Source organism: Verrucomicrobiota bacterium (assembly GCA_039192515.1).
Classification (GTDB): Bacteria; Verrucomicrobiota; Verrucomicrobiia; order Methylacidiphilales; family JBCCWR01; genus JBCCWR01.
On sequence record JBCCXA010000002.1, the window covers coordinates 22,092 to 44,042 of the forward strand.

At 41.8% G+C, this 21,951-nt stretch carries 21 protein-coding genes and 1 pseudogene; 15 read left to right on the forward strand and 7 right to left on the reverse strand.

All coding sequences use genetic code 11. The features are described 5' to 3' along the window. Positions 1 to 37 precede the first annotated feature (37 nt). Positions 38 to 2,542 carry a glycosyltransferase gene (locus tag AAGA18_01535; protein MEM9444009.1) on the forward strand — a complete coding sequence of 835 codons (2,505 nt, stop codon included), beginning with the start codon at positions 38 to 40 and terminating at the stop codon, positions 2,540 to 2,542. A gap of 107 nt (positions 2,543 to 2,649) precedes the next feature. Here the strand turns inward: AAGA18_01535 and AAGA18_01540 are convergent, their stop codons facing one another. After that, positions 2,650 to 3,180 (reverse strand): carboxypeptidase-like regulatory domain-containing protein, encoded by a 531-nt coding sequence (locus AAGA18_01540; GenBank protein MEM9444010.1) that lies wholly within the window; start codon positions 3,178 to 3,180, stop codon positions 2,650 to 2,652. A gap of 16 nt (positions 3,181 to 3,196) precedes the next feature. Then, positions 3,197 to 3,943, reverse strand: coding sequence for a YebC/PmpR family DNA-binding transcriptional regulator (locus AAGA18_01545; GenBank protein ID MEM9444011.1), 747 nt, complete (start codon positions 3,941 to 3,943; stop codon positions 3,197 to 3,199). Between the two features lie 82 nt (positions 3,944 to 4,025). Between AAGA18_01545 and AAGA18_01550 the strand changes: the two genes are divergently transcribed. The 3 genes from AAGA18_01550 to AAGA18_01560 all read left to right on the forward strand — a co-directional run bounded on the left by AAGA18_01550 (position 4,026) and on the right by AAGA18_01560 (position 6,304). Next, positions 4,026 to 4,652 (forward strand): RNA polymerase sigma factor, encoded by a 627-nt coding sequence (locus AAGA18_01550; GenBank protein MEM9444012.1) that lies wholly within the window; start codon positions 4,026 to 4,028, stop codon positions 4,650 to 4,652. A 369-nt stretch (positions 4,653 to 5,021) separates the two neighbouring features. Next, positions 5,022 to 5,588 carry a hypothetical protein gene (locus tag AAGA18_01555; GenBank protein MEM9444013.1) on the forward strand — a complete coding sequence of 189 codons (567 nt, stop codon included), beginning with the start codon at positions 5,022 to 5,024 and terminating at the stop codon, positions 5,586 to 5,588. 8 nt (positions 5,589 to 5,596) lie between these two features. Continuing rightward, positions 5,597 to 6,304 carry a DUF3431 domain-containing protein gene (locus AAGA18_01560; protein ID MEM9444014.1) on the forward strand — a complete coding sequence of 236 codons (708 nt, stop codon included), beginning with the start codon at positions 5,597 to 5,599 and terminating at the stop codon, positions 6,302 to 6,304. A 10-nt stretch (positions 6,305 to 6,314) separates the two neighbouring features. On the opposite strand, the gene mntR is transcribed toward AAGA18_01560, so the two are convergent. Then, on the reverse strand, positions 6,315 to 6,752 hold the full coding sequence (gene mntR, locus AAGA18_01565; GenBank protein ID MEM9444015.1) for a transcriptional regulator MntR: 438 nt from the start codon (positions 6,750 to 6,752) through the stop codon (positions 6,315 to 6,317). Between the two features lie 66 nt (positions 6,753 to 6,818). Then, positions 6,819 to 8,054 (reverse strand): aminotransferase class I/II-fold pyridoxal phosphate-dependent enzyme, encoded by a 1,236-nt coding sequence (locus AAGA18_01570; GenBank protein ID MEM9444016.1) that lies wholly within the window; start codon positions 8,052 to 8,054, stop codon positions 6,819 to 6,821. Between the two features lie 332 nt (positions 8,055 to 8,386). Here AAGA18_01570 and AAGA18_01575 point away from each other — a divergent pair, with 332 nt between their 5' ends. The 5 genes from AAGA18_01575 (at position 8,387) to AAGA18_01595 (ending at position 14,676) form a co-directional block, all read left to right on the forward strand. Further along, entirely contained in the window at positions 8,387 to 9,829 is a 1,443-nt protein-coding gene (locus AAGA18_01575; protein MEM9444017.1) for a TolC family protein, read from the forward strand. 2 nt (positions 9,830 to 9,831) lie between these two features. Then, on the forward strand, positions 9,832 to 11,133 hold the full coding sequence (locus tag AAGA18_01580; GenBank protein MEM9444018.1) for a TolC family protein: 1,302 nt from the start codon (positions 9,832 to 9,834) through the stop codon (positions 11,131 to 11,133). Between the two features lie 30 nt (positions 11,134 to 11,163). Then, positions 11,164 to 12,321, forward strand: a complete 1,158-nt coding sequence (locus AAGA18_01585; protein MEM9444019.1) for an efflux RND transporter periplasmic adaptor subunit — start codon at positions 11,164 to 11,166, stop codon at positions 12,319 to 12,321. A 25-nt stretch (positions 12,322 to 12,346) separates the two neighbouring features. Beyond that, entirely contained in the window at positions 12,347 to 13,594 is a 1,248-nt protein-coding gene (locus AAGA18_01590) for an ABC transporter permease (GenBank protein ID MEM9444020.1), read from the forward strand. Between the two features lie 104 nt (positions 13,595 to 13,698). Next, on the forward strand, positions 13,699 to 14,676 hold the full coding sequence (locus tag AAGA18_01595) for a hypothetical protein (GenBank protein MEM9444021.1): 978 nt from the start codon (positions 13,699 to 13,701) through the stop codon (positions 14,674 to 14,676). Between the two features lie 190 nt (positions 14,677 to 14,866). On the opposite strand, the pseudogene AAGA18_01600 reads toward AAGA18_01595, so the two are convergent. From AAGA18_01600 to AAGA18_01610, 3 genes and pseudogenes are all read right to left on the reverse strand, one after another. Beyond that, positions 14,867 to 15,400: pseudogene (locus AAGA18_01600) on the reverse strand (HDOD domain-containing protein). A gap of 32 nt (positions 15,401 to 15,432) precedes the next feature. Next, positions 15,433 to 15,672, reverse strand: a complete 240-nt coding sequence (locus AAGA18_01605; GenBank protein ID MEM9444022.1) for a hypothetical protein — start codon at positions 15,670 to 15,672, stop codon at positions 15,433 to 15,435. Between the two features lie 121 nt (positions 15,673 to 15,793). Beyond that, positions 15,794 to 17,119: a sodium:alanine symporter family protein gene (locus AAGA18_01610; protein ID MEM9444023.1), complete on the reverse strand. Its 1,326-nt coding sequence runs from the start codon at positions 17,117 to 17,119 to the stop codon at positions 15,794 to 15,796. Positions 17,120 to 17,318: 199 nt separating this feature from the next. Between AAGA18_01610 and atpB the strand changes: the two genes are divergently transcribed. The 6 genes from atpB (at position 17,319) to atpG (ending at position 21,934) form a co-directional block, all read left to right on the forward strand. Further along, complete coding sequence (gene atpB / locus AAGA18_01615) at positions 17,319 to 18,155, forward strand: F0F1 ATP synthase subunit A (protein ID MEM9444024.1); 837 nt, start codon at positions 17,319 to 17,321, stop codon at positions 18,153 to 18,155. Positions 18,156 to 18,240: 85 nt separating this feature from the next. Further along, positions 18,241 to 18,477, forward strand: coding sequence for an ATP synthase F0 subunit C (locus AAGA18_01620; GenBank protein MEM9444025.1), 237 nt, complete (start codon positions 18,241 to 18,243; stop codon positions 18,475 to 18,477). Between the two features lie 61 nt (positions 18,478 to 18,538). Further along, a complete protein-coding gene (gene atpF / locus AAGA18_01625; GenBank protein MEM9444026.1) occupies positions 18,539 to 19,051 on the forward strand; it encodes a F0F1 ATP synthase subunit B in 513 nt (170 codons plus the stop codon). Between the two features lie 23 nt (positions 19,052 to 19,074). Continuing rightward, a complete protein-coding gene (gene atpH / locus AAGA18_01630; protein ID MEM9444027.1) occupies positions 19,075 to 19,464 on the forward strand; it encodes an ATP synthase F1 subunit delta in 390 nt (129 codons plus the stop codon). Positions 19,465 to 19,516: 52 nt separating this feature from the next. Then, entirely contained in the window at positions 19,517 to 21,049 is a 1,533-nt protein-coding gene (gene atpA / locus AAGA18_01635; GenBank protein MEM9444028.1) for a F0F1 ATP synthase subunit alpha, read from the forward strand. A 6-nt stretch (positions 21,050 to 21,055) separates the two neighbouring features. After that, positions 21,056 to 21,934: an ATP synthase F1 subunit gamma gene (gene atpG / locus AAGA18_01640; GenBank protein ID MEM9444029.1), complete on the forward strand. Its 879-nt coding sequence runs from the start codon at positions 21,056 to 21,058 to the stop codon at positions 21,932 to 21,934. Positions 21,935 to 21,951 lie beyond the last annotated feature (17 nt).

The window sequence follows — 21,951 nt, forward strand, 5'->3', positions numbered from 1 at the left end:
TTACTATTTGTATTCCTCTCCTTAGAACAGATCATCTATGAATAGAATAGAAGCGAAAGGTAAGTTCTTTTTCCTGGGTGACAAGAAATTCTATCTTCAAGGGGTTACCTATGGTCCTTTTAGGCCAAGAAATAAAGAGAGTAGTTGTCTAGGGACAGAGGAAGAAACCAGGCGTGATTTCGCTTTGATGCACCTTGCGGGAATTAACGTAGTAAGAGTTTATCATACACCGCCTGGTTGGTTTTTAGATCTCGCTGAGACCTACTCTCTCTATGTCATTATTACTATCCCTTGGCATGAACGAACTTTATTTTTAGATAGCACAAACACCATTAGAGAAATTGAATCCAAAGTTGAAGAAGCTGCTTCTGCAAATGCGGGTCACCAGGCATTATTTGGTTTCTATGTTGATAATGAAATACCTAGTGATTTAGTTCGCTGGTATGGAGGTGCTAAGATGGCACGCTTCCTAGATGGGCTGGTATCTATTATAAAAAATAAAGATAGTGAGGCATTGGTGGCCTACAGTAATTTTCCACCAACAGAGTACCTTCTGCCGCAGAGCGTTGATTTCTATTCTTATAATGTTTATTTGCATCGGAGGGCAGAGTTTCGGAGTTATCTGTCTCGCTTACAGCATTTGTCAGATGAGCGTCCTCTAGTTTTAGGGGAATTTGGCATGGACACCATTCGGCATTCTCAAGATGAACAGGCGAAGCTTATAGAGGGGCACTACGAAGAAGTTTTTCGCGGAGGTCTAGCTGGAACGATATTATTTTCTTGGACAGATGAATGGTTCACGAATGGTGTAGACGTAGATGATTGGGCTTTTGGTCTTGTAGATAAAGAAAGAGTTCCCAAGAAATCATACGAGGTAGTCAAAAATAAAACTATCTCATCAACTGAGGGTGAAACAGTAGCTCAGAGTTATCCTTTAGCGGTTTACCCAAAAGTGAGCATAGTGGTTTGCTCTTACAATGGTGGCAAGACTTTGCGCTTATGTTTAGATTCCTTGTTGGAGTTGAATTACCCAGACTATGAAATTTTGCTTATTGATGATGGCTCAACAGATCATACACCTTCTATTGCAAAAGATTATCCAACAGTAAGATATAAAAGGCAAAAGAACTTTGGCTTAAGTGTTGCAAGGAATGCGGGAGCAACTTTGTCTGAAGGTGAAATTGTAGCTTATACGGACTCTGATTGTATGCCGGATAAGGATTGGCTATATCACCTTATTAAATTCATGGTGGAAAATCATTATGCTGTAGTTGGTGGACCTAATATCTCCCCACCCGCAAATAGCTGGATCCAAGCTGCCGTTGCTTCAGCACCCGGGGCTCCAAGTCATGTGATGATGGATGACCAAATAGCTGAGCATGTTCCAGGGTGTAATATTGCTTTTTATAAGTCTGTGTTAGAAGCCATAGGTGGATTTGATCCTGATTACCGAAAAGCAGGTGATGATGTTGATGTCTGCTGGCGGATTATGCAAGCTGGTTACGAGATTGGCTTTAGTCCAGCCGCAGTAGTATGGCATTACAGAAGGTTTACAGTTAAAGATTATTTCAAGCAGCAGAAAGGGTATGGGGAAGCGGAAGCATTACTTCGTTTTAAGCATATTAATTACTTTGACGATATTGGCGGTATATCTTGGCACGGTGTGATTTATGGTAAATTCAGGTCTAGTCGATTTTTTCATGCGCCTTTGATCTACCACGGTGTATTTGGCTCAGGTCTATTTCAGTCCATTTATACAAAGCCTTACCATTTCTGGCTCTATCTGCCTCTCAGCTTAGAGTGGAACCTCATTTCGGCTTTATTACTACTGTTGTCTTTCTTTTGGAATCCTCTGAAAATTGTTCCACTTATTACGATTGGTTGCACTCTTTGGTGTGTTATTGAATTTGTTATAAAAACTAATATCGAAGCGAAGCATGACTCTATAAGAGCAAGGTTGTTGTTGGCTTATTTGGGATGGTTACAGCCAATTGTCAGAGGTTGGGCTAGATACTTTACTTGGGTAAGTAAGAAGCAAACACCGAAGTCTGTCTTAATGTCAGAGGAATCTCATAGGCACCAAAAAGTTTCACTTACAGAGAGCGGTCATATGACATTTTGGAGTGAGGGCGATCAAGATCGATTGGCTTTATTAGGTCAAATTGTTTGTTATTTGGAGGAAGAAGGTTGGAAATATGCTATTGATAATGGCTGGACGAAGTGGGATATAAATATTTTTGCTAACCGTTGGTGGCATGTTCGGTTGAGAACTCTGACGGAAATATATCCCCAAGGTAAGCGTCTTAACCGTATTGAAATAGGCTTAAGGCCAACAACTTTTAGTGCCCTCTTAGCGATCTTAATGGCGCTGGTAGGAATGGTGAGTTGGTTGAAATTTCCACTGTTATGCTTGGGGGTTGGAGTAAGTCTCTTTTTAGTGCTATTGGTGCTTTACTACAAGGGCCTATTACTGAGGAAGAGATTGGGCGAATTGGTGCAAGCAGCAGCCTTTAATAAAGGCATGTCTATACTAGACACCTAACCCCGGATAATGTAGCAGAAGTTGAATGAGACGTCGTGCGTAGCTATAAGTCTCCTTGGCATCATTCGGGTTTGGCAATGATTCGTGAAAGCTGGATTCTCATGTGCTTACTCAAATGTTTTATTATAAACTTCCTTGAAGTTTTCTGTGTTAAAGTCTTGGTCTACTGTCATTCCTTCTTCAACTGTTACTGGAAGGACCCAGTAGCCCGAAGCAAACTTGCTCTTGTATTGTGCATAGAGTATGTACTCGCCGGGGTCTATGTCATAGAAAGCATAAAACCCTTCGTCATTCGCTTTTGTTCGTGCGACAGCTGTTTTGACTGCTGCTGTTCCTATACTGACGAGGTCAAGGTTTTCGTATCCATCATTGTAACGTTTAGGATGAGCAAGCCGGAGCCATCCTCTCTCCCTTGCTGCCTTAATTTCAGAGGCGGTACTTGCTGGGCATAATGCAATTTCAATATCCTTCAAAGTGTCTGGAGTCTTTTTGATCTTTAGTTGAACAGTTGCCTTTCCTTTGATGCTAGGGACGGAGATACTCTCCAGCTTCGTTTTAATTGTTTCTTGGGAAATAACAAGGCTGGGAATACTTAAAGTAACAAGGACAAGAAGGGTAATGTTGCACTTATCGATCATAATTCTCAGCTTATCATTAGTTACTGATTTTAGCCATAATTTCGTCGCTTATATCAAAATTTGTGTGGACATTTTGGACATCATCACAATCCTCAAGTTTCTCAATCAAAAGCAGGATTTGCCGGGCAATTCCTTCATCCTTTATCTCAACGGTATTTTCAGGAATGAATGTGACATTGGCAGATTTAGGATTCAAGCCGGCTTCTTTTAGAGCACTATCTATTTTATCAAAGTTTTCAAATTGGCCAACGATTTCTACTCCATCAGAGCTTGATTTTACATCATCTGGCTCTGCCTCGATCGTGGCTTCCAGGACAGTGTCTTCATCACTTCCTTGAACAAAAAAATAGGAGCGTTTGTGAAACATCCAGGCCACGCTTCCAGCTCCGGCCATATTACCATGGTTCTTGCTGAAAATACTTCGAATATCCGCAGCAGTTCGGTTTTTATTGTCAGTTGCTGTTTCAACAAGGATGGCAACCCCGCCAGCAGCATAACCCTCATAGGTCAGTTCCTCGTAGTTAGCTCCTTCTATCTCACCAGTACCTTTTTTTATAGCTCGGTCTATATTATCAGCGGGCATAGATTCGGCTTTGGCGGCCACGATTGCCGTCCTGAGGCGGGGGTTTAGTTCTGGGTCGCCCCCCCCCATTTTTGCCGCAACTGTTATCTCTTTCCCGAGTTTACTAAATAACTGTCCACGTTTTTGATCGTTAGCAGCCTTTTTGCGTTTAATTTGAGACCATTTACTATGACCAGCCATAAGAAACAAATTGAAATTGGGGAAAAGCCAAATGTCAATAAGTCTAGTGATAAATTCTAGGCCAGTGCTGCGACCAGAAAAAATGTCTCGAGTTGTATTTGGGGACAAAATGTGTAGTTTAGAGAAGTTGACCGACGAGGAGCTTATGTTAGTAGTTGGGAGTGGGAATGAATCAGCTTTTACAGAGCTGTTAAGTCGGCATAGCGGGCTTGTTTACGGAACTGTCGCGAAGATGATGGGGATCGGGGATCCTGAGATAGAGGATGTTGCTCAAGAGGTATTTGTGAGAGTCTATCGATCGGCTCCAAGATACCGCCCCGAGGCAAAATTTACAACCTGGCTATTTACAATTACCAGGAACTGTGTCTTTACAGCCTGTCGGAAAAGAAAGCGTAAACGACTGGAAATCAGGCTGTTAGATATGGTAAAGCCTGGTCAAGATATTCCGGAAATCGAATTTGAAGACAAGGCGAGTGATGCTCGAGAGCAAATGATCCAGTCTGAAATAGAAGACGCGGTAAATGAAAAAATTGCTAAGTTGCCTGAAAAACAGCGTTATGCTTTGATATTGAGGCAATATCATCAATTAGATTACGAAGAAATTGCTAAAACCATGCAAACAAGTGTTTCCTCGGTAAAGTCGCTTCTGTTTCGAGCAAGAGATACATTGAGGAAGGATTTAGAGAAATATTTTAGCGCAACTATGTAATGAACAATGAGTTATACTTTTTAGAAGTTGAATGTACAAAAATAATAACAGAGAAACTAAAGAGGATCCTTTAGATAGACTACTTGATGAAGCTCCTTTAGCCGCTCCTACGCCGTGGTTTGAGTCCAGGGTTTTGGCTAGAGTAAAAGGAGAGAACCAGCCAAAATTTTTTTTATCAATATTATCGATTTCTCTATTTAGGTGGCTGAAGGTAGCAGCACCAGTGTGTGCAGTCCTACTTCTATTGTTAGTTTTTCGATTTTCCTCAAACGACCATCAAGAGAGTGTAAGCTTTGTCGATGCGATGACTCAAGAGGAGATTTTCATAGCGCTTGAAGTTTTTGAATCTTATAGTGAGGAAGTGGACATATGGGGCGATTTATTATAGTCCTTTTTTGTATCCTCGTCTTTTCTCCATATACTATAAAGACGCTGAATGCTGAGTCCTCTAAGATCAAAGATCCCGATAATGAGGAAGTCAAAGAAAGTCGGCACAAAAAATTTCAAGACAAAGAGTTTGAGAGGGGTAAAAAAAGACCTAAAGCTAAGCCGGGACTTTTAGGTGAGCGTAATTTACGAGGGAAGCATCCCCCTATGACCATGCAAGAGCCTGGTTATGAAAAATTAGTCAGGTTGGCTTTAATGGATACGAGCAAGCTAGACGAGCATATTTCACAAAAACCTGATTTGGCAGGAAAACCATTTGCTCAGGACATGCTAAAAAATAGGTTGACAAATTTTAGAAACAGGTTGACTCGACAAGCTAAGGATTTTGCCAAAGGAAATGGACTAAATGTCAGTGAGGACAGAATTCTCGAATTTACTAAATATTTTTGGCAGAAACGAATTGAGATTGAGCATCAATTAGAGCCCCAAAGACAAGAACTACTTGCTGAATTGAGTGATGAGTTAAAGTATATCTTCGACACGAATTAGGTGGTTTTGTGTGTGAGAGTGTTGATGAAGCAAAGTTAGAATTAGTAGTGGCTAGATATCAAGAGGATCTCTCGTGGCTTCGCAAAGTGCCTAAGCGTATCAAGCCCATTATATATAATAAGAGTGAGCATAGTGAAGACTTCGAGTTTCCTTCTCAAGAGCGTTTACCTAATGTTGGAAATGAAGCTCATACCTATCTGCATCATATAACGCAAAGAAGGGAGTACTTGGCTGATTTTACCATTTTCTCGCAAGGACATCCATTTGATCATGTATCTGATTTTCACTCTATCTTGAGAGAGATAGCAACGTGTAAGACATTCACAAATGGGTTTCGATGGTTGGGCTTTATTATAGATACAGATGATGCAAAAGGACGTCTTTTATTTCAGAACTGGAGTAAAAACCTAAAGCGAGAATTATTGGATTTAGACTTATTTTATGAAGAGTTATTTAATAGAAAAAGCCCTAAATATTTTAGATTCTTTCCTGGGGCCCATTTTGGGGTCAGACGTGAACAAATATTATCGAAGCCTCACGAGTTTTATGAGAAAGCATTAGAGATGGCTTTCTCGTTTCCTCATGCTGCACACTGTTTTGAACGCTTATGGGATCAAGTTTTTGGCTTAGAATTTGTTACAGATGAAATGGTAGGCGAACAAAAAACGGTGTATCTTAAACCAATAAAGAATCTTGAGCCTTCTAGTAAGAGGTAGCTCAGAGGATTTAAAGTTTCCCGCTATTGGTGCTACTGAGGGCCTTTTTGAGTTGTTCGGGGTGCTTGTCCCAGTACTCGACAAGAGTCTCAATCTTTTCAAGAGTTTGAGAACTTATGTGATGTTCAATACCCTCTACATCATGAGCAATGGTGTTTCGGTCAATATTAAGAAGGCCTAAGAATTCTGTAAGAATGACGTGTCTTCTCTGTATACGTCTTGCTACTTGTAGTCCTTTTTCGGTGAGAGTTAAGCCTCGATACTTCTCGTATTGTAAGAGCCCCATTTTATCTAATCTCTGGACCATAATTGAGACACTAGGTCGTGAAAACTTTAGAGCTTCTGCGATGTCTGAAACACGTGCATAACCTTTAAGCTCAATCAGTTCGTATATGCGTTCGAGATAATCCTCAATACTTTGGGTAATCGGCTTGGGTTGGCTTGCCATGATGGTGGAGCGCTCCGATTTATGATAGAATGTAGAGCATTTGCTGTATCGAGGCCTTTCGAAAGCCTAGGCAGCAATAGCTTTTTTCTTGGGTTGTAGCCCAGCCTTTTTCATTGCAATCTTTAAGGCGTCGCCAAATTTATCTAAATGTTCTTTGGTGTGGAGAGCGGAAACAGCACACCTGATGAGGTCTTTTCCAACTGGAACGCCAGGCGAGACTGACATGACACTAAAGATGCCTTCTTTCCAAAGGGCTTGCCATACTCTAAAACACTTGTCTTTGTTTCCTACAACAATAGGTATTGCCGGTGTAGGGCTATCCCAATAATCTACGCCTAAATCATCAAGTATCCTCCTTAGATAACGCGTATTAGACCAAAGTTTTTGGTGGATCTCGGGCTCATCTTGTATCACTTTAAGTGCAGCCCTGGCAGAAGCTACTGAAGCCGGTGGAATACCTGCGCTGAATATAATCTGTCTGCAAGTTGTTCGCAGGTATTCGATAACAGCCTTGTCTCCAGCAATGAAACCGCCAACACTTGAGAGGGACTTTGAGAAGCTTCCCACTATAACATCAACCTCATCTGTCAGGCCATAGTGGTTCACGGTACCTCTCCCTTGATCTCCGAGTATTCCAAATCCATGTGCATCATCGACTACTAGGAAACAATCAAATTCTTTTGCTAGCTCAACCAACTCAGGAACAGAAGCTATGTGGCCTTCCATGGAGTAGACACCGTCTACAACAATCACTTTAGGCTGTGCAGGGTCGAGTTCCTGGAGCAGTCGTTTGAGAGAATTCATATCCTCGTGGGCAAATCGTTCTACTGTAGCTGCGCTGAGGTTTACACCGTCCCAAAGAGCAGAGTGGATACTTTTATCCACAATGAGTGCGTCTCCACGTTGAGCAAGCGAGGATATGCTAGACATACATGCTAGATAACCCGCTGCGGAAATGTGGCAAGCTTCTTTACCTAAGAATTCAGCAATCTCTTCTTCTAATTCAACATGGTAGCGGCGTGTTCCATTTGCAAGTCTTGAACCACAAGCGCTAGAACCCCACTCATCTAGAGCCCTTTTAGCTGCTTCAATGACCTTGGGATGCTGGCTCAGGCCCAGGTACTCATTACTAGACATCATGATCATGTCTTTGCCATCTACGGTGAGCATGGCACCGTTGGCGCGGTCAACGCAGCGGTAATAGACATCTAATTTTAAACGTAAGCGTGTTGTTGGGTCAGAATGACAGCGTTCAAGGACGGCATTTCTTTTATCGGTGAAAATCGGAATGTTATTAAACATGATATTATTTGATATGGTGTATTTACGAGAAGCAGATATTATACCTCTTAGGGTGTTGCCCGCAAGTAAAAGAGATATTACTGACAGAAACGGATCATACAGTCAATTCTTGAACCTTTTCCATCAAAATACTCGATATGTATTTTTCTCTGTACAAATGCTCTGATACTGGCATGTTTAACGAATGGTAACTTATTGATTGCTTTCTTGTGGCATTTAGGTCATGAGCCATCGGTATGATAAGTAAGTGAATTGCTGTATGTTTTTACGCAGTTTCGAATAAATAAGCTTGAGGCTCTGAGCATCTGATTTAGGCTAAGGCTTTGATAATAATGGAGTTCGGTAAACAAGTTGGGAATTTCTGGCTAATTGTTGCAGCAATAAATTCTATACATTTTGCGGTGCATGGACAGGTAGACACTAAAATTGATACGTATACTCTTATAGATTGTTTGAATACTGCACTTGAGAAAAATACGAATATACGCGTTTCAAAACAAGATCTTGAAGAAGTAAAAGGTTTAGAGATCGAGGCTAGAGCGGTTCTTTATCCAAGATTGGATTTAGGGGCAAACCTTCAAATGGAAAATGAAGATCTATTTGAAGATGAGGAAATAGACAGGACAGCTGAGGAAGATCCAGGTTTTCAAGAAGAATGGAGCGTTAATCTAACTCTATCGCATAGTATTTATTCTGGGGGTATCAATCGAAATCAAGTTGCTATTGCCGAGCTAGAAAAGGAAGTGGCTTTTATTGAATTTCAAGAAATTATTAATACAGAGTTATTTCTGGTCAAAGAAGCGTTTTATGAGGTTTTGCTCTACAGTGAAGAGGCAAAAATTCAGAGTGATATTATAGATTTACTTTCGCAAGAAGTTGTGAAGCAAAAAAGGTTATTTGATGCGGGTCGGGCTTCTAAATTTGATATTGTGCGAACAGAAGTTCGCTTAGCCAACGAAAAGCCTAGCTTCATTGAAGCACGAACAAAGTTACAAATTGCTGCTATAGATCTCGCGGAAGCCATGGGGCTGCGCTGGGTAGGAGGAACGGACCAGTTACCTTTAAAAGTTCAAGGACAACTCTTTTGCCCTGAACTTGCTTATTCACTGGATGAGCTAATAGAAAGAGCACTAAGTAAGAGACCTGAACCACTGCGATTTAGTAAGGAAATTGAGATTGAAAGACGCTCCGCAAAGATCGCAAGGGCGTCAAATATACCGAGGATAAATGCGTTTGTCAGAGGTAGCTTGGAACGTGATACAAGTCAGGAAGAGCGCACTGATCCTACACAGTCGGACAACCAAAGCTTCACAGATAGTCAAACAGAGTTTTCTTTTGGACTTTTAGGAGTATGGAATATTTTTGATGGGTTTCGTGGCAAGGGTGCGGCAGAGGCAGCCGAAGCTAGGCAAAGAGCAGCGCAGATCCAACTTGATGATGCCAATAGAGTCATTGAATTCGATGTCCGCCGAGCCTACTTAAGATTAAGAAGAGCCGAGGGTTTAGTTGCCTCACAGTCTGGAAATGTGGATAAGGCGCGAGAGGCGCTAGATTTGGTGAACAAGTCTTTAGAGGCGGGTAGAAACGATCTATTTGATGTCTTACAAACAACTGTAGACTTAAACAGGGCATTGACGACTGAGCTGAGGGCTAAATTCGCATACCATCAAGCACTTGCTGAGTTAGAGCAAGCAACGTTTACTAGACGCCTAAAAGTAAGTAATCAGTCAATTATTAAGCAGAAGGAAATAACACCCTCTGAGCAAACACAATAGGTATGAGAAATCTTGATAATAATCAAATGGGCTTCCTGCTTATATTTGTTATGTCATGCTGTATGCCGTATGAAATTTATGCAGGCTACTCGTGGAAAGATTCTGTAGAGATGGGCTTAAAGCATAATGCTGAGATCCGTGAAGCACAGCAGTCTATCAAGGAATTTATGGGTCAAGAAATGGCTGCAAAATCTATTTTTTATCCCAATGGAAATTTACAAGCACTCATGTTTCCTCCTACAAATCTTAATGTATCCTTAAACCAGGGAATTTTTGAGCCTGGAGCTGTCCCGCAGGTAGAGAGAGCGCAAGCTGCTGTTAAGGCAGCAGAAGCCAATGTTCAACTAGAAATTTTAGAATTTGTCATTCGCTCTCGAGTGGCATTTTTGGAGATTTTATTTCGAGAAAGACAGATCGAATTACAAAGAGAGTTTGCCAACAAGATCAAAGTTCAGTTGAACATCCTACCCTCTTTGTTTGAAGGGGGGCTTGTGCAAAAAAGTGATATCAAAACAATGGAGGTTAGGTATTCCTTAGCACTTACAAGTGTAGAAGAAGCAACTTGGGCGTGGAAGCAAGCAATCGTTGATTTTGCAGATATAATAGGTTCTCCTAAGGCAAAAGCCTTATTGGAAAAAGGAGTCGCTGGAGTGCTAGAGCCAAGATTTATAAGCTTACCTAGCCTCGAGCAATTAGAACAAATAGCTTACGAAAATAGGCATGATCTAAAGGTGTTGGACGCGTTGTTGAAAACTGAGAGTAAAGCGGCTATAGTCGCTGCTGCAGGTTATTATCCCACTTGGTCGGCCTACGGTAGTGTAGATTTTAATACGGAATTACAGAATGAGTTAGAGGCTCTAAACAGTTTCCGCAACGTAGATGATGATGACTCTCAGAAAACGAGTGCAAGAATAGGCACAAGACTATCTTGGAGGCTTTTTGATGGATTTGAAACAACTGGCCGGAAAAAAGCTGCTAATGCTATCATGTTAGGTGTTGAAGAGCTACATAAGAGTATTAAAAGGAATATATCTGGAGAGGTGGCCCAGGCTGTCAGACAATATCAGGATGCTCGTAAGATCTATGAACTATTACAAACGGGTATAGTAGAAGAGAATTCCGAGCAAGTAAAGCAGGCCTTCTTAAGAAATAGAATTACACAAGTTGAGGTCTTCATTTCGGAAGAAGAAAGCTTTCAGGCTAAGAGAAATGAACTGTTAGCGCTTTACAACATGGAGCTAGCCCGTGTAAACCTTTATGCTGCCACGGGGCAGCTAGTGAAGGTTATAGAAAACAAAGATTAGCATTTTTTGGGTTAAAGGAGATTTTTCTTAATGGAGTTCAAGTTCATTAATGCGCTTATGGATAAAGTAAAGGCGCTACCTAAGTTATACACATTGGGTGTAGGTATAGGTATGGTGATATTGCTTGTGCTCTTAATCCTTTGGCCACTGCTCAGTCCTAAAGAACTTGCTGAAGTGGGGATGGTTGAGAGAAACAAAGCAACTTCAGTCGCCTATGGAACCGTTCGTATTGAACCTGTTGAAGAGAGAATTGTAAGTTCCCGGGTTCCTGGAGTTCTCTCAAAAGTTTTTGTGAAAGAGGGTGATCAAGTTAGAGAAGGAGATCCGCTAGCTCATATTGGGGATGAGAATTTAGAAGCTGAACTTGTAACCAGAAAATCAGCTTATGAAATCGCTAGAAAGAAGTTAGAATTAGGGCCGGAAGGTTCTGAGGAGCTTCGTTCAAAGCAGAATGAGTTAAAAGTTGATAAGGCTCTCCTTGATGATGCTGCTATCTCCCAAGTGGAATATGACCGTAAAAAATCAGAGGTTGAGGAGTTAATAAAAAGGATCCAAACGCTAAAGCTAACTTTAGAAGACGAATTTAACACCGCACAGGAAGCATACGAAACTCTTAAAGTGAAGAATGAACAGAGCAAAATCAAATCAACTTTGAATGGGGTTATCCTACAGGAGTATGCTCAGGTGGGTGAGATAGTTAGTGCTTTAGACCCGTTATTTAAAATTGGTAGTAAAGAGATTCAGGTAAAAGCTCTAATTAAGGAAGAGGATGTGGGACAAGTGGTGCCAGGTAAAAAAGCACGATTGAATTTGTATGCCTATCCTAATCAGAAATTTAATGCTGTGGTGAAAGAGGTTCTTCCGCAGCCTGTCCAGCAGGATTATGGAGTTTTGCTGCAGATGGATAGTGTGCCGCTAGGTATAAAAAATGGTATGTCAGGTGAGGTAAATATTATTCTTGGAGAGCGCGAAAACGCTTTGATTGTTCCCTCTAGGGCTCTGAGATCAGGTAATGAAATTTTCGTAGTCGATAACAGTAAGAAGGTGGTATTACGCAAAGTGACCGTTGGTTATCGTAGCATAGACCAAGTGGAAATTAGGCAAGGCTTAGAAGAGGGAGAGTTAGTGGTTTTGAGCGATCACGATCGCTATACGCCTGGTGATCGCGTCAAGCCTATCTTGAGATGAGAGAAAAATTTTAGGATACGTATTCTTGAACCTTCCTAGTGTATTTTTCATCGCGTTACGCTTCTTTATAGAGAGCAAGCGATCCATGTTCTTGAGTGCTTTAGGGGTTGTCTTTGGTGTGGCCTTTTTTATTACTGGACAGGCGCAGACTGTAGGTTTCCAAAAATTCTTTATAGATACCATTCTAGGCAGTAAAGGGGCGATTATCATAACCGATCGATTTCAGCAAAATTTTACAAATGTGCTTGAGGGTGAAGGTATGGTAGCAGTCAGGAATCAGCAGAAGCGTAAATACTACCAAGGAATTACTAATGCTTATCAAATAATGGATACCATTATGGAATATCCCAACGTGGTGGCTTGTGCTCCGATAGTTGAAGGCAATGCCTCGATGAGGGCTGGCTTTAGGAATACGGTGGTTGTGCTCTTTGGTATTGATCTTGATGCGCAAAGGAAAGCCACCGATTTTGCTGCTCATATTACCCAAGGGGATCTGGATGATTTTCGAGAACAGCCGGACTCTATTTGTATTGGCGAATTGTTGCGTAAGGATAACTCTCTACGTCTCGGGGATTATGTGTACTTGATGGATGTGAGAGGTAAGCCTCATCGATTTAAAATTACTTGTATCTATGAGACGGGCGTTAACGCAATCGACGAAAAAAGGGTTTATGTGGGGCGCCGCAAGGCTCAAAGTTTGTTGGGTAAACCGGGTTTTACTAGCTCCATCATGGTGAAGTTAGAAAATCCTGATAGAGCTCCTCAGGATGCGCAGGCCTTTGAGGAGTTGTTATCACATCGTTCACGCTCATGGCAAGAGCGTGAAAAAGGCAATATGCAAATTTTTAAAACACTCCGTATCTCTGCCGGTTTAGGAATTTCCTTTATTTTGCTACTAGCTGGATTTGGTATTTTTAATGTTCTTACGATGACAGTGATGGAGAAAGTGAAGGAAATAGCTATTTTACGTTCGATGGGTTATCGAAAGTCAGATGTTACATGGATATTTCTAATCCAAGGTTTTTTGGTAGCCCTGTTGGGCATTGTTTGTGGTTGGGTGATGGGAACTGGGTTAACCGCACTGGTGTCAAAAATTCCTGTTAAGATCCGTGGTATTTTGAAAGCGGATCACTTTATCGTAGACTGGTCATTTGAGCATTACCTTATGGCTGCATTGCTAGCGTTTATTTCAGTATTTATTGCAGCTGTTATTCCTGCGAGAAGAGCGGCAAATATTCGCCCAGTAAATATTCTTCGGGGTTCAGCGCAATAGTTTAGTAGAGCTTTCTTCTGTCAGTTTTGGTCTAATATAAGACAATAGTATTTTATGGGATCAGTCTTAGTGCCTATGGGATTATGTAATAGATGTTGAACGAGATGCCTAACAGCTTGAGCCACAAAGAAAAGGGAGTCGACGAAGATGTATTCCGAGGTAATACCTCTGGGAGAATCCATGTTTCTTGGGGCCAAGATGTTTTGCAGGTCTTTAAGTCCCTATTTTGCTATTCGGGTTTAAGGAATGTTCTATTCATGGTTGCGCTTTGCCTTCTTTCTCTAGAGTTATCTGCAGCTGAGATGATAGGAAAGGAATTTAATCTTGGCTCCGCGTCTCCTACGGAAGTAGAAAGAGCAGTGAAACCTCTTTTATCAGAAAATGGGAAGTTGTTGATCTTGCCTGGAAGAGGGAAGGTTTTTGTTCAGGACGACAGCCAGGAGACTCTCGATTTTGTGACGAAGGTTATGCAAAGCCTAACTGCTCCTAAGCCCAATATCCGTGTAGAGATTGGCTTTCAAGAGATGAATAAAGCGAGTAGTTTTGGGGTTAGCCAAGGCAAGCAAGGTGTCTCGGTAGAAAATGGGAAAATTAGGATCAAGCCTATTGAAAATAATCCCTTTGGCGGAGGTGTGTCTATTGGATCGAAAAGCACTACGCAGTCTCGCTTTTCCAAACAATTTCTAGTGGTAAGAAGTGGTAGTGAAGCTGCGTTGAGGGTAGGTAAGGATGTGCCTTTCGTTGACAGCTTTTTTCATTATGCCTATGTCAATGGCTATCAATTTCAAAAAACTCGTTGGGAGTTTATTGGCACCTATCTTCGAGTGCGTCCAATTGCTCTAGCCAATGGGTTAATCGACGTTCAGGTAACTCCGGAGATTTCAGCTTTGATTAATGGACGTCATCAAACTATCCAGTATAGAACACTTACTACAAGCGTTATAGTTAGCCCTGGTAGAGAGGTAACCCTCGGTGGTTTTGAAAAGGCGTCTAGTCAGTTTAATACATCTTTTTTAAGAGCTTTAGCTAAAGGCTCGGGCTCGGGATCTGGGGGATTTAAACTAAAAGCTATGTTGCAGTAGATTGCTTTAAAAAAGGGGAATTCCTGGCCTTTTTGCCAATTTGAAATGCTTGCAGGAACTCTTCGGTGTTCTCTGCTTCTTTATTGATATCTATAATTGGTAGGCCTCCAGAAGAATGTTGTTCTAGATATTGTTTTTCCGGACTGCTCAGATGGTCTTCCTAGGATTGATAGGCCTTATCAAGCTGATATTAGTAGGTAGCGATCCATCGGTCTGCTGTGTACAACGCGATGGCTAAGAGGCGAGTGCGTTCACTTTCATCGACTTGGAAAGGACACCCATGGTTAAGAATAGCGATTGAGGCACGTTTTGACAGGTCCCATTTCCAACTCAAAACGTATCCAACATCCATATGTGTTGTTCTAAAGATCTGCTTTTCTGCTGCTAGGCGTGATTGTCCCATATCTAGCAAGTAGTCAACTTGATTGTATTCTTCGGGAAAACATTCTTTCAAAATAAGTTGGCCAACATCGTGTATAAGGCCAACTAAATTTTCGGTTCCTGTAATATCGGAAACGGATGCGCATATTTTTTCTGTAAGTCTGCCAGCAAGTAAAGAGTCGAACCAAAAACTTCTCCAATCTATATTTGCATGGAATTTTTCAAAAGCATGGGTCATCGATGCTGCAGAGAAAATACGTCGGATCTCTCTGAGACCAACACGTTGAAGAGCCTGATCTATACTGGATATTTCAAATGATCCGCGGTACAATACTAATTCTGCTAGGTTTAATAGTTAATTCGCTAAACCAGGATCTATTGAAACATTGGGCCCAACTCATCAATAGTAATGCCAGGATCTAAAAGTGTTTGCTGGATTCTCTCACGCGCAAACGGAGATGCCGGGATCTTGGCATTGCCCATCAGCATCTTACTGAGATTTGTTAGAAGTTGTTCGTCTTCCTCCCTAACTGGACCTGGCATCAAATCGTTAAGCACTTTAGCCTGTGGAAAGGGAAGAACTATTTTTTCGGTCCTATGTCTACCGTATTTCATAATGATTATTCTGCTTGATTAAGTTTCCTTAATTCAATTGCATAAGCATATAGCGCCCACATTTAGGACATGTCGGTATGGAATGAAATTAAATTAAGCCTATTGTTTGATATCCAGTTGTCTACTTTTGAAAATAATTAGTAGATAATTTTACGACAACTGGAGCTAGCAGTACGAGTGCAAGCAGATTTGGTACAGCCATCAGGGCGTTGAGTGTATCCGATATTAGCCAAGCTAAGTCCAACTGCATGGTTGCTCCTATGGGTATGGCGACAACCCATAGCAAACGAAATAGTATGTTGAGCTTAGTTCCAAACAAGTAGGTGAAACATTTCTCCCCGTAATAGCTCCAGCCCAAAATAGTAGTGAAGGCAAAAATGGCTAAGCCGATGCTAACGGTGAATTTACCTAACTCAGGAAAGGCGCTTTGGAAGGCTGCGGAGGATAAGCTGGCACCGGTTTCACCATTGTTCCACAAGCCAGAAGTAACAATGACGAGTCCTGTGATGCTGCAGACAAGAATGGTATCGATGAAAGTGCCAAGCATCGCGATCATTCCCTGACGAACAGGGCTGTCGGTATGAGCGGCGGCGTGAGCAATAGGAGCGCTGCCAAGACCTGCTTCATTTGAGAAAACGCCACGTGCAACTCCATGGCGTATAGCTAGCCAAATGGCTGCGCCAAGGAAGCCGCCTCCCGCAGCTTCGAGATTAAAGGCGGAGGTAAATATGAGTTGTAGGGAGCTAGGAATCCTAGAGGCTTGAAAACATAAGATGATCAGTCCAAGCAAAAGGTAGGATATTGCCATGATGGGGACTAATTTCCCGGCTACTTCTGAGATCCACTTGATACCGCCAAGGAGAACTAATCCAACTAGTAGCGTAAGGGTAATACCTGTTGCGAGTGGTGTGATGCCAAATGAGGAACTTAGAACATCTGCTACGGAATTGGCTTGCACGGAGTTGCCAATACCAAAACCAGCGATTGAAGCAAATACAGCAAAAATGCCTCCTAGCCATGCCCACTTTTTGCCCAAACCATTTTTGATGTAATACATGGGCCCTCCAGAATAGTTGCCATCCTTGTCGACTTCTCGGTATTCCACTGCAAGAACGGCTTCAGCATACTTGGTGGCCATACCTACCAGAGCTGTGCACCACATCCAAAAGAGGGCTCCGGGTCCACCTGCTGCAATAGCTGTGGCAACGCCCGCAATATTACCTGTGCCTATTGTTGCAGAAAGAGACGTCATCAAAGCATTGAACGGAGAGATATTTCCTTCACCCCTTCCTTTGCGTCCTGACCAAAGTTGTTGGAAACCGTAAAAGAGCTTACGCAGGGGCAAAAATTGGAGACGAACTGTTAGAAAGAAGCCTGTTCCCAGGATAGCAACAAGCATAATAGGACCCCATACAATGCTGTTGATTTGCTTGAGTAGCTCGGTCATAGATTATAGCGAACCCTAATCCTTTAGCTGATATCTTGCAATAAAATCTGAATCAAATTACTGTATCCAGTATGACAGGTTTTGCGATTGCTAACTATTATTAAAATTAATGCCCGTATTCGTAGAGTAACTTTTTTAATGCGAATTAAACTTTTTCTTGCCATATTACTGGGCCTGATTACTTTCGGGCTTTGAATTTATGGTAATAATTGCAGCACATAGTCTTAAAGCATCTGCACTTGGTCCGTTTGAGTTTTTTACGAATTCAACATTATTCACATTAATCGTAGTGGGTTTAATGGTATTGTTTGTTAAGCTAGCGTTAAATAAGGTTTCAATTATCCCAACCAGGTTACAGAATTTTGTCGAGTGGGTAATAGAGCTCTTGTACGACATGCTCGAAGGTATTGTTGGCAAGCATATGATCAAGAAAGCATTTCCGCTACTATCCACAGTCTTTTTATTTATTTTAGTGGCTAACTGGTCAGCACTGGTGCCAGGTGTGGGTACCGTCGGATTTGGAGAAGTCCGAGGCGAGGAATTTCGTATACCAGAGCCTCTATTGCGCCCTTCTAATGCGGACCTTAATACGACTCTTTCTATTGCGCTTTTATTCATGGTTGTATGGTTTTGGTGGAGTATACAAGAAGTAGGTTGGGGTGGCTTCCTGAAGCATATCTTTGCACCTAAAGGCTTGGATGCATTAACTGGTGTTTTGAAACTCTTCCTAACACCTTTGCTAGTTCTAGTATTTCTCGGTGTAGGCTTAATTGAAGTGGTTTCTATCGCCTTTCGACCGGTGTCCTTATCACTGCGACTGTATGGTAACATATTTGCTGGAGAAAATTTGCTTTGGGGAATGGGAGGTCTTGGGGACACAATAGGGTTAGAGGGCAATGGAGCTTTTATTGTTTCGATGCTCGGCTCCATGCCATTTTATGGAATGGAACTGTTAATCGGATTGATACAAGCCATGGTATTTATGCTGCTGTGTGCAGTTTATATCAAGTTATCTACAACTCACGATGAGCATTAAAATTTCAGAAAATTTGGCTATGCGATCATACCAAGAGAGTGAGCATAGTCCGAGAAAACTAAAATTAAATATAAGGTAGAAAAAAATGACACTAACAAACTTAGTAATGATGGCAGCAGCTGGTGGAGCCGAAGGCATCACAGGCAATATTCATGTAGCAGTTGCAGCACTTGGTTCTGCACTTGGTGTAGGATGGGTTGGCTCAAAAGCTGCTGAGGCAGTAGGGCGCAATCCTGGAGCCTTTGGTAATATCCTAGTCATGGGTATCCTAGGCATGGCTTTAGCAGAAGCGATTGTCTTCTATGCAATCTTCCTTGTTTAATCCTTCAAGGTTGAAAACTTTTATCCCCTTGGGGGAGGGATAAATCCCCCAAAAATTTTTTATGGACCAAGCAATAGAGATTTTTGATACGTTCGGCATTTATCCAGGTCGTTTACTTGGGCAACTATTAATATGGCTCATCTTATTTTTTGTGCTTTATCGTTTTGCCTTTAAGCCAATTCTAGAGGTTCTTGAAAAGCGAAAGAACATGGTTGAAGAGAGTGTAAATAATGCTGAGAAGATTAAGGAAGAACTTGCTAATGCAGAGTTGGCAAGCAAAAAGATACTCTCTGAAGCTGGGCAAGAGGCTGCCAAGATTTTAGAGCAGACTAAAGCTAAGTCCTCTAAAATGGGCGAGAAGAAGATTCAGAAAGCTGTTGAGCAAGCTGAAGAGATTATTGCTAAAGCAAAAGAAGCAGCTGATCAGGATAGAGAAAAGATGATGGTCGAACTGAAAAAAGAGGTTGGTCATTTGGTGGTGCTAACCACTGAGAAAGTTTTAGATAAAAGTCTCACCCCTTCAGATAAAACTCGTTTAGAGAAAGATGCTGTTAGCAGTATAGGCAAGAATTAATCTGTAAAAGATATACCAGTGTAATGAGGATCAACCGCGAAGCTCGAAATGTTGCAAAGCGCTTATTTAAGCAATGCTTTATTCGTAAAAACTTGGATGAAAATAGAGTTCAAAAAGTGGTCCGAGCTCTTATAGATGCCAAACCCAGGAATCATCTTGCCATACTAGAGCGCTTTAGAAAGCTTGTGCAAATTGAGGAAGCTAAGAATAGGGCTTTTGTAGAGAGTGCACGTCCACTAACTTCTGCCAAATCTTATGTGCAGGAAGAACTAAACAAGCGTTTTGGAAGTAAAATAAGTATTAAGTTTGTTGTTAAACCGGAGTTACTTGGCGGAACACGAATAAGAGTAGGGAGCAATGTTTGGGATGGCAGTATTAAGGGACGATTGAATGCAATAAGCGAGGCCATATGATACTCAGGCAAATAAGATTTTATAAAATAATACGACAGGAAAAGAAATAGATATGAGCACGTTACTAGAAGATATAGAAAAGCAAATAGGCCAGGCAAAAGCCTCAGTTACCAAGACAAATGTCGGAACAGTTAGAGAGGTTACGGACGGAGTTGCTAAGATTGAAGGACTAAGTGGGGTTGCCTATAACGAAATGATTCAATTTCCAAATGGGACTTACGGATTAGCCCTAAACCTAGAAGAGACGGAGGTAGGTGCCATTGTCCTAGGTGACTATCAGGATATCAAAGAGGGAGACGAAGTCAAAACAACGGGTAAGCTTCTACAGATTCCTGTCGGTAAAGAATTGTTAGGCCGGGTAGTTGATCCTCTTGGTGCACCTATTGATGGCAAGCCTGCTATCAAATCTAAAGAGAACTATCCTCTTGAGAAAGTTGCGCCTGGAATTATCAAGAGGCAGTCGGTTTCACAGCCTGTGCAAACGGGTATCATGGCTGTGGATGCGATGATTCCTATCGGGCGTGGTCAGCGTGAGCTCATCATTGGTGACCGTGCTACCGGTAAAACAACTGTCGCCATAGATACCATTATCAATCAAGCTAAATTGAATGCTGAAGGCGAGAGATCCAAGAGTAAGAGCTTCCGCCCGCTTTATTCTATTTATGTCGTAATAGGTCAGAAGCGTGCAAATCTTGCTCGCATTCTGGGAGTTTTAGAAGAAACGGGTGCTCTAAAATACACGATTGTTGTTGCTGCTACCGCATCTGATTCTGCAACAGCACAGTACTTGGCCCCGTTTGCAGGTTGTGCCATGGGGGAATGGTTTATGGATAACGGGATGGATGCCTTGATAGTGTATGATGATCTATCTAAGCATGCGGCTGCTTATCGACAAATGTCACTAGTTTTAAAACGACCTTCAGGTCGTGAAGCTTATCCTGGTGATGTTTTCTACTTACATTCTCGCTTGTTGGAGCGCTCGGCCCGTCTCAGTGAAAAAGCTGGGAATGGTTCCCTAACCGCATTGCCTATCATTGAGACTCAGGCAGGTGACGTATCCGCCTATATTCCTACAAATGTTATCTCCATTACGGATGGACAGATTTATCTTGAAAGTGATCTTTTTTATCAAGGTATTCGCCCGGCGATCAACGTGGGCCTTTCAGTTTCTCGGGTTGGATCAGCAGCTCAAATTAAAGCAACCAAGCAGGTAGCTGGTAAAGTTAAGCTAGAGCTTGCTCAGTATCGAGAATTACAAGCTTTCGCTCAATTCGCATCAGACCTTGATGCAGCGACTAAGGCTCGACTAGATCGCGGTGCTCGCATTGTAGAAGTTTTCAAGCAGCCGCAATATGATCCAATCCCAGTAGAAGTTCAAGTGGCTGTGATGTGGAGTGTTCAAAATGGTTATTTTGACGATGTTGAAGTGGATAAAGTCAAAGATTTCCAAGTCAAATTGATGGATTACTTTAAAGATATGAAGAGCGATATTCTTAAGTCTGTTAAGAAAGAGCAAAAGCTAACGGATGATATTCAAGCTTCATTGAAGTCTGCGGTGGAAGAATTTAAAAAAACCAATTCATAAGTAACCATGCCTAGCACACGCGATATTCGCCGGCGTATTAAGTCGGTCAAAAACACTGCCAAGATCACAAAGGCTATGCAGATGGTGGCAGCTTCTAAGATGAGTAAAGCCCAACAGGCAGCTCAAGAAGGTAGTGCATTTGCGGTTCGCTTTAATCACCTAATGCGGTCTCTTTCCGAAGAGCATGCAGAGGGTATTGAACATCCATTTTTCGAGAAGCTTGGCAAAGGCGTTCCTTGTTACTTGGTCATCAGCACAGATAAAGGGCTATGCGGTGGACTAAACACGAATCTCTTTAGGTTATTGAATGATTTACCCAAGGATGCCGCATTCGTTAGTGTTGGTAAACGAGGTAGACAATATGTTACTCGAGCTGGGTTCAACTTGCTAGCGGATTTTCCTTTAGCTGATAAATTTAGTTTTACTGAGAGTAAGCAAATTTCAAAATTCTTAATTGAAAAGTTCGAGACTCAGGAGATTAGCTCAGTTACAGTCGTCTACTCACGTTTCAAAAACACTCTTGTGCAAGTTCCCTCGGAATTGAAACTTCTTCCCATGCAGGAGCTGAGTCTCCTATCAGAGGTTGCAGGCGAAGACGCTAAGCCCCTCGAAATCGAGGAGCAAGTCCAGGAATATATTTTTGAGCCTTCGCCACAGGTAGTGTTTGCGGAGATGCTTCCGTATTATGTCCATTATCAGATTTACCAAACTTTTTTAAACGCAAAAGCGGCTGAGCATAGTGCACGGATGGTAGCTATGAAAAATGCTACTGAGAACGCCAAGCAATTAGTGAAGGATTTAACACTCGAATATAACAAGGCTAGACAAGCCGCAATTACAAATGAATTGTTAGAAATTACCTCTGCGCAAATGGCTCTGGGCTAGGTGATTCATAACTTAGG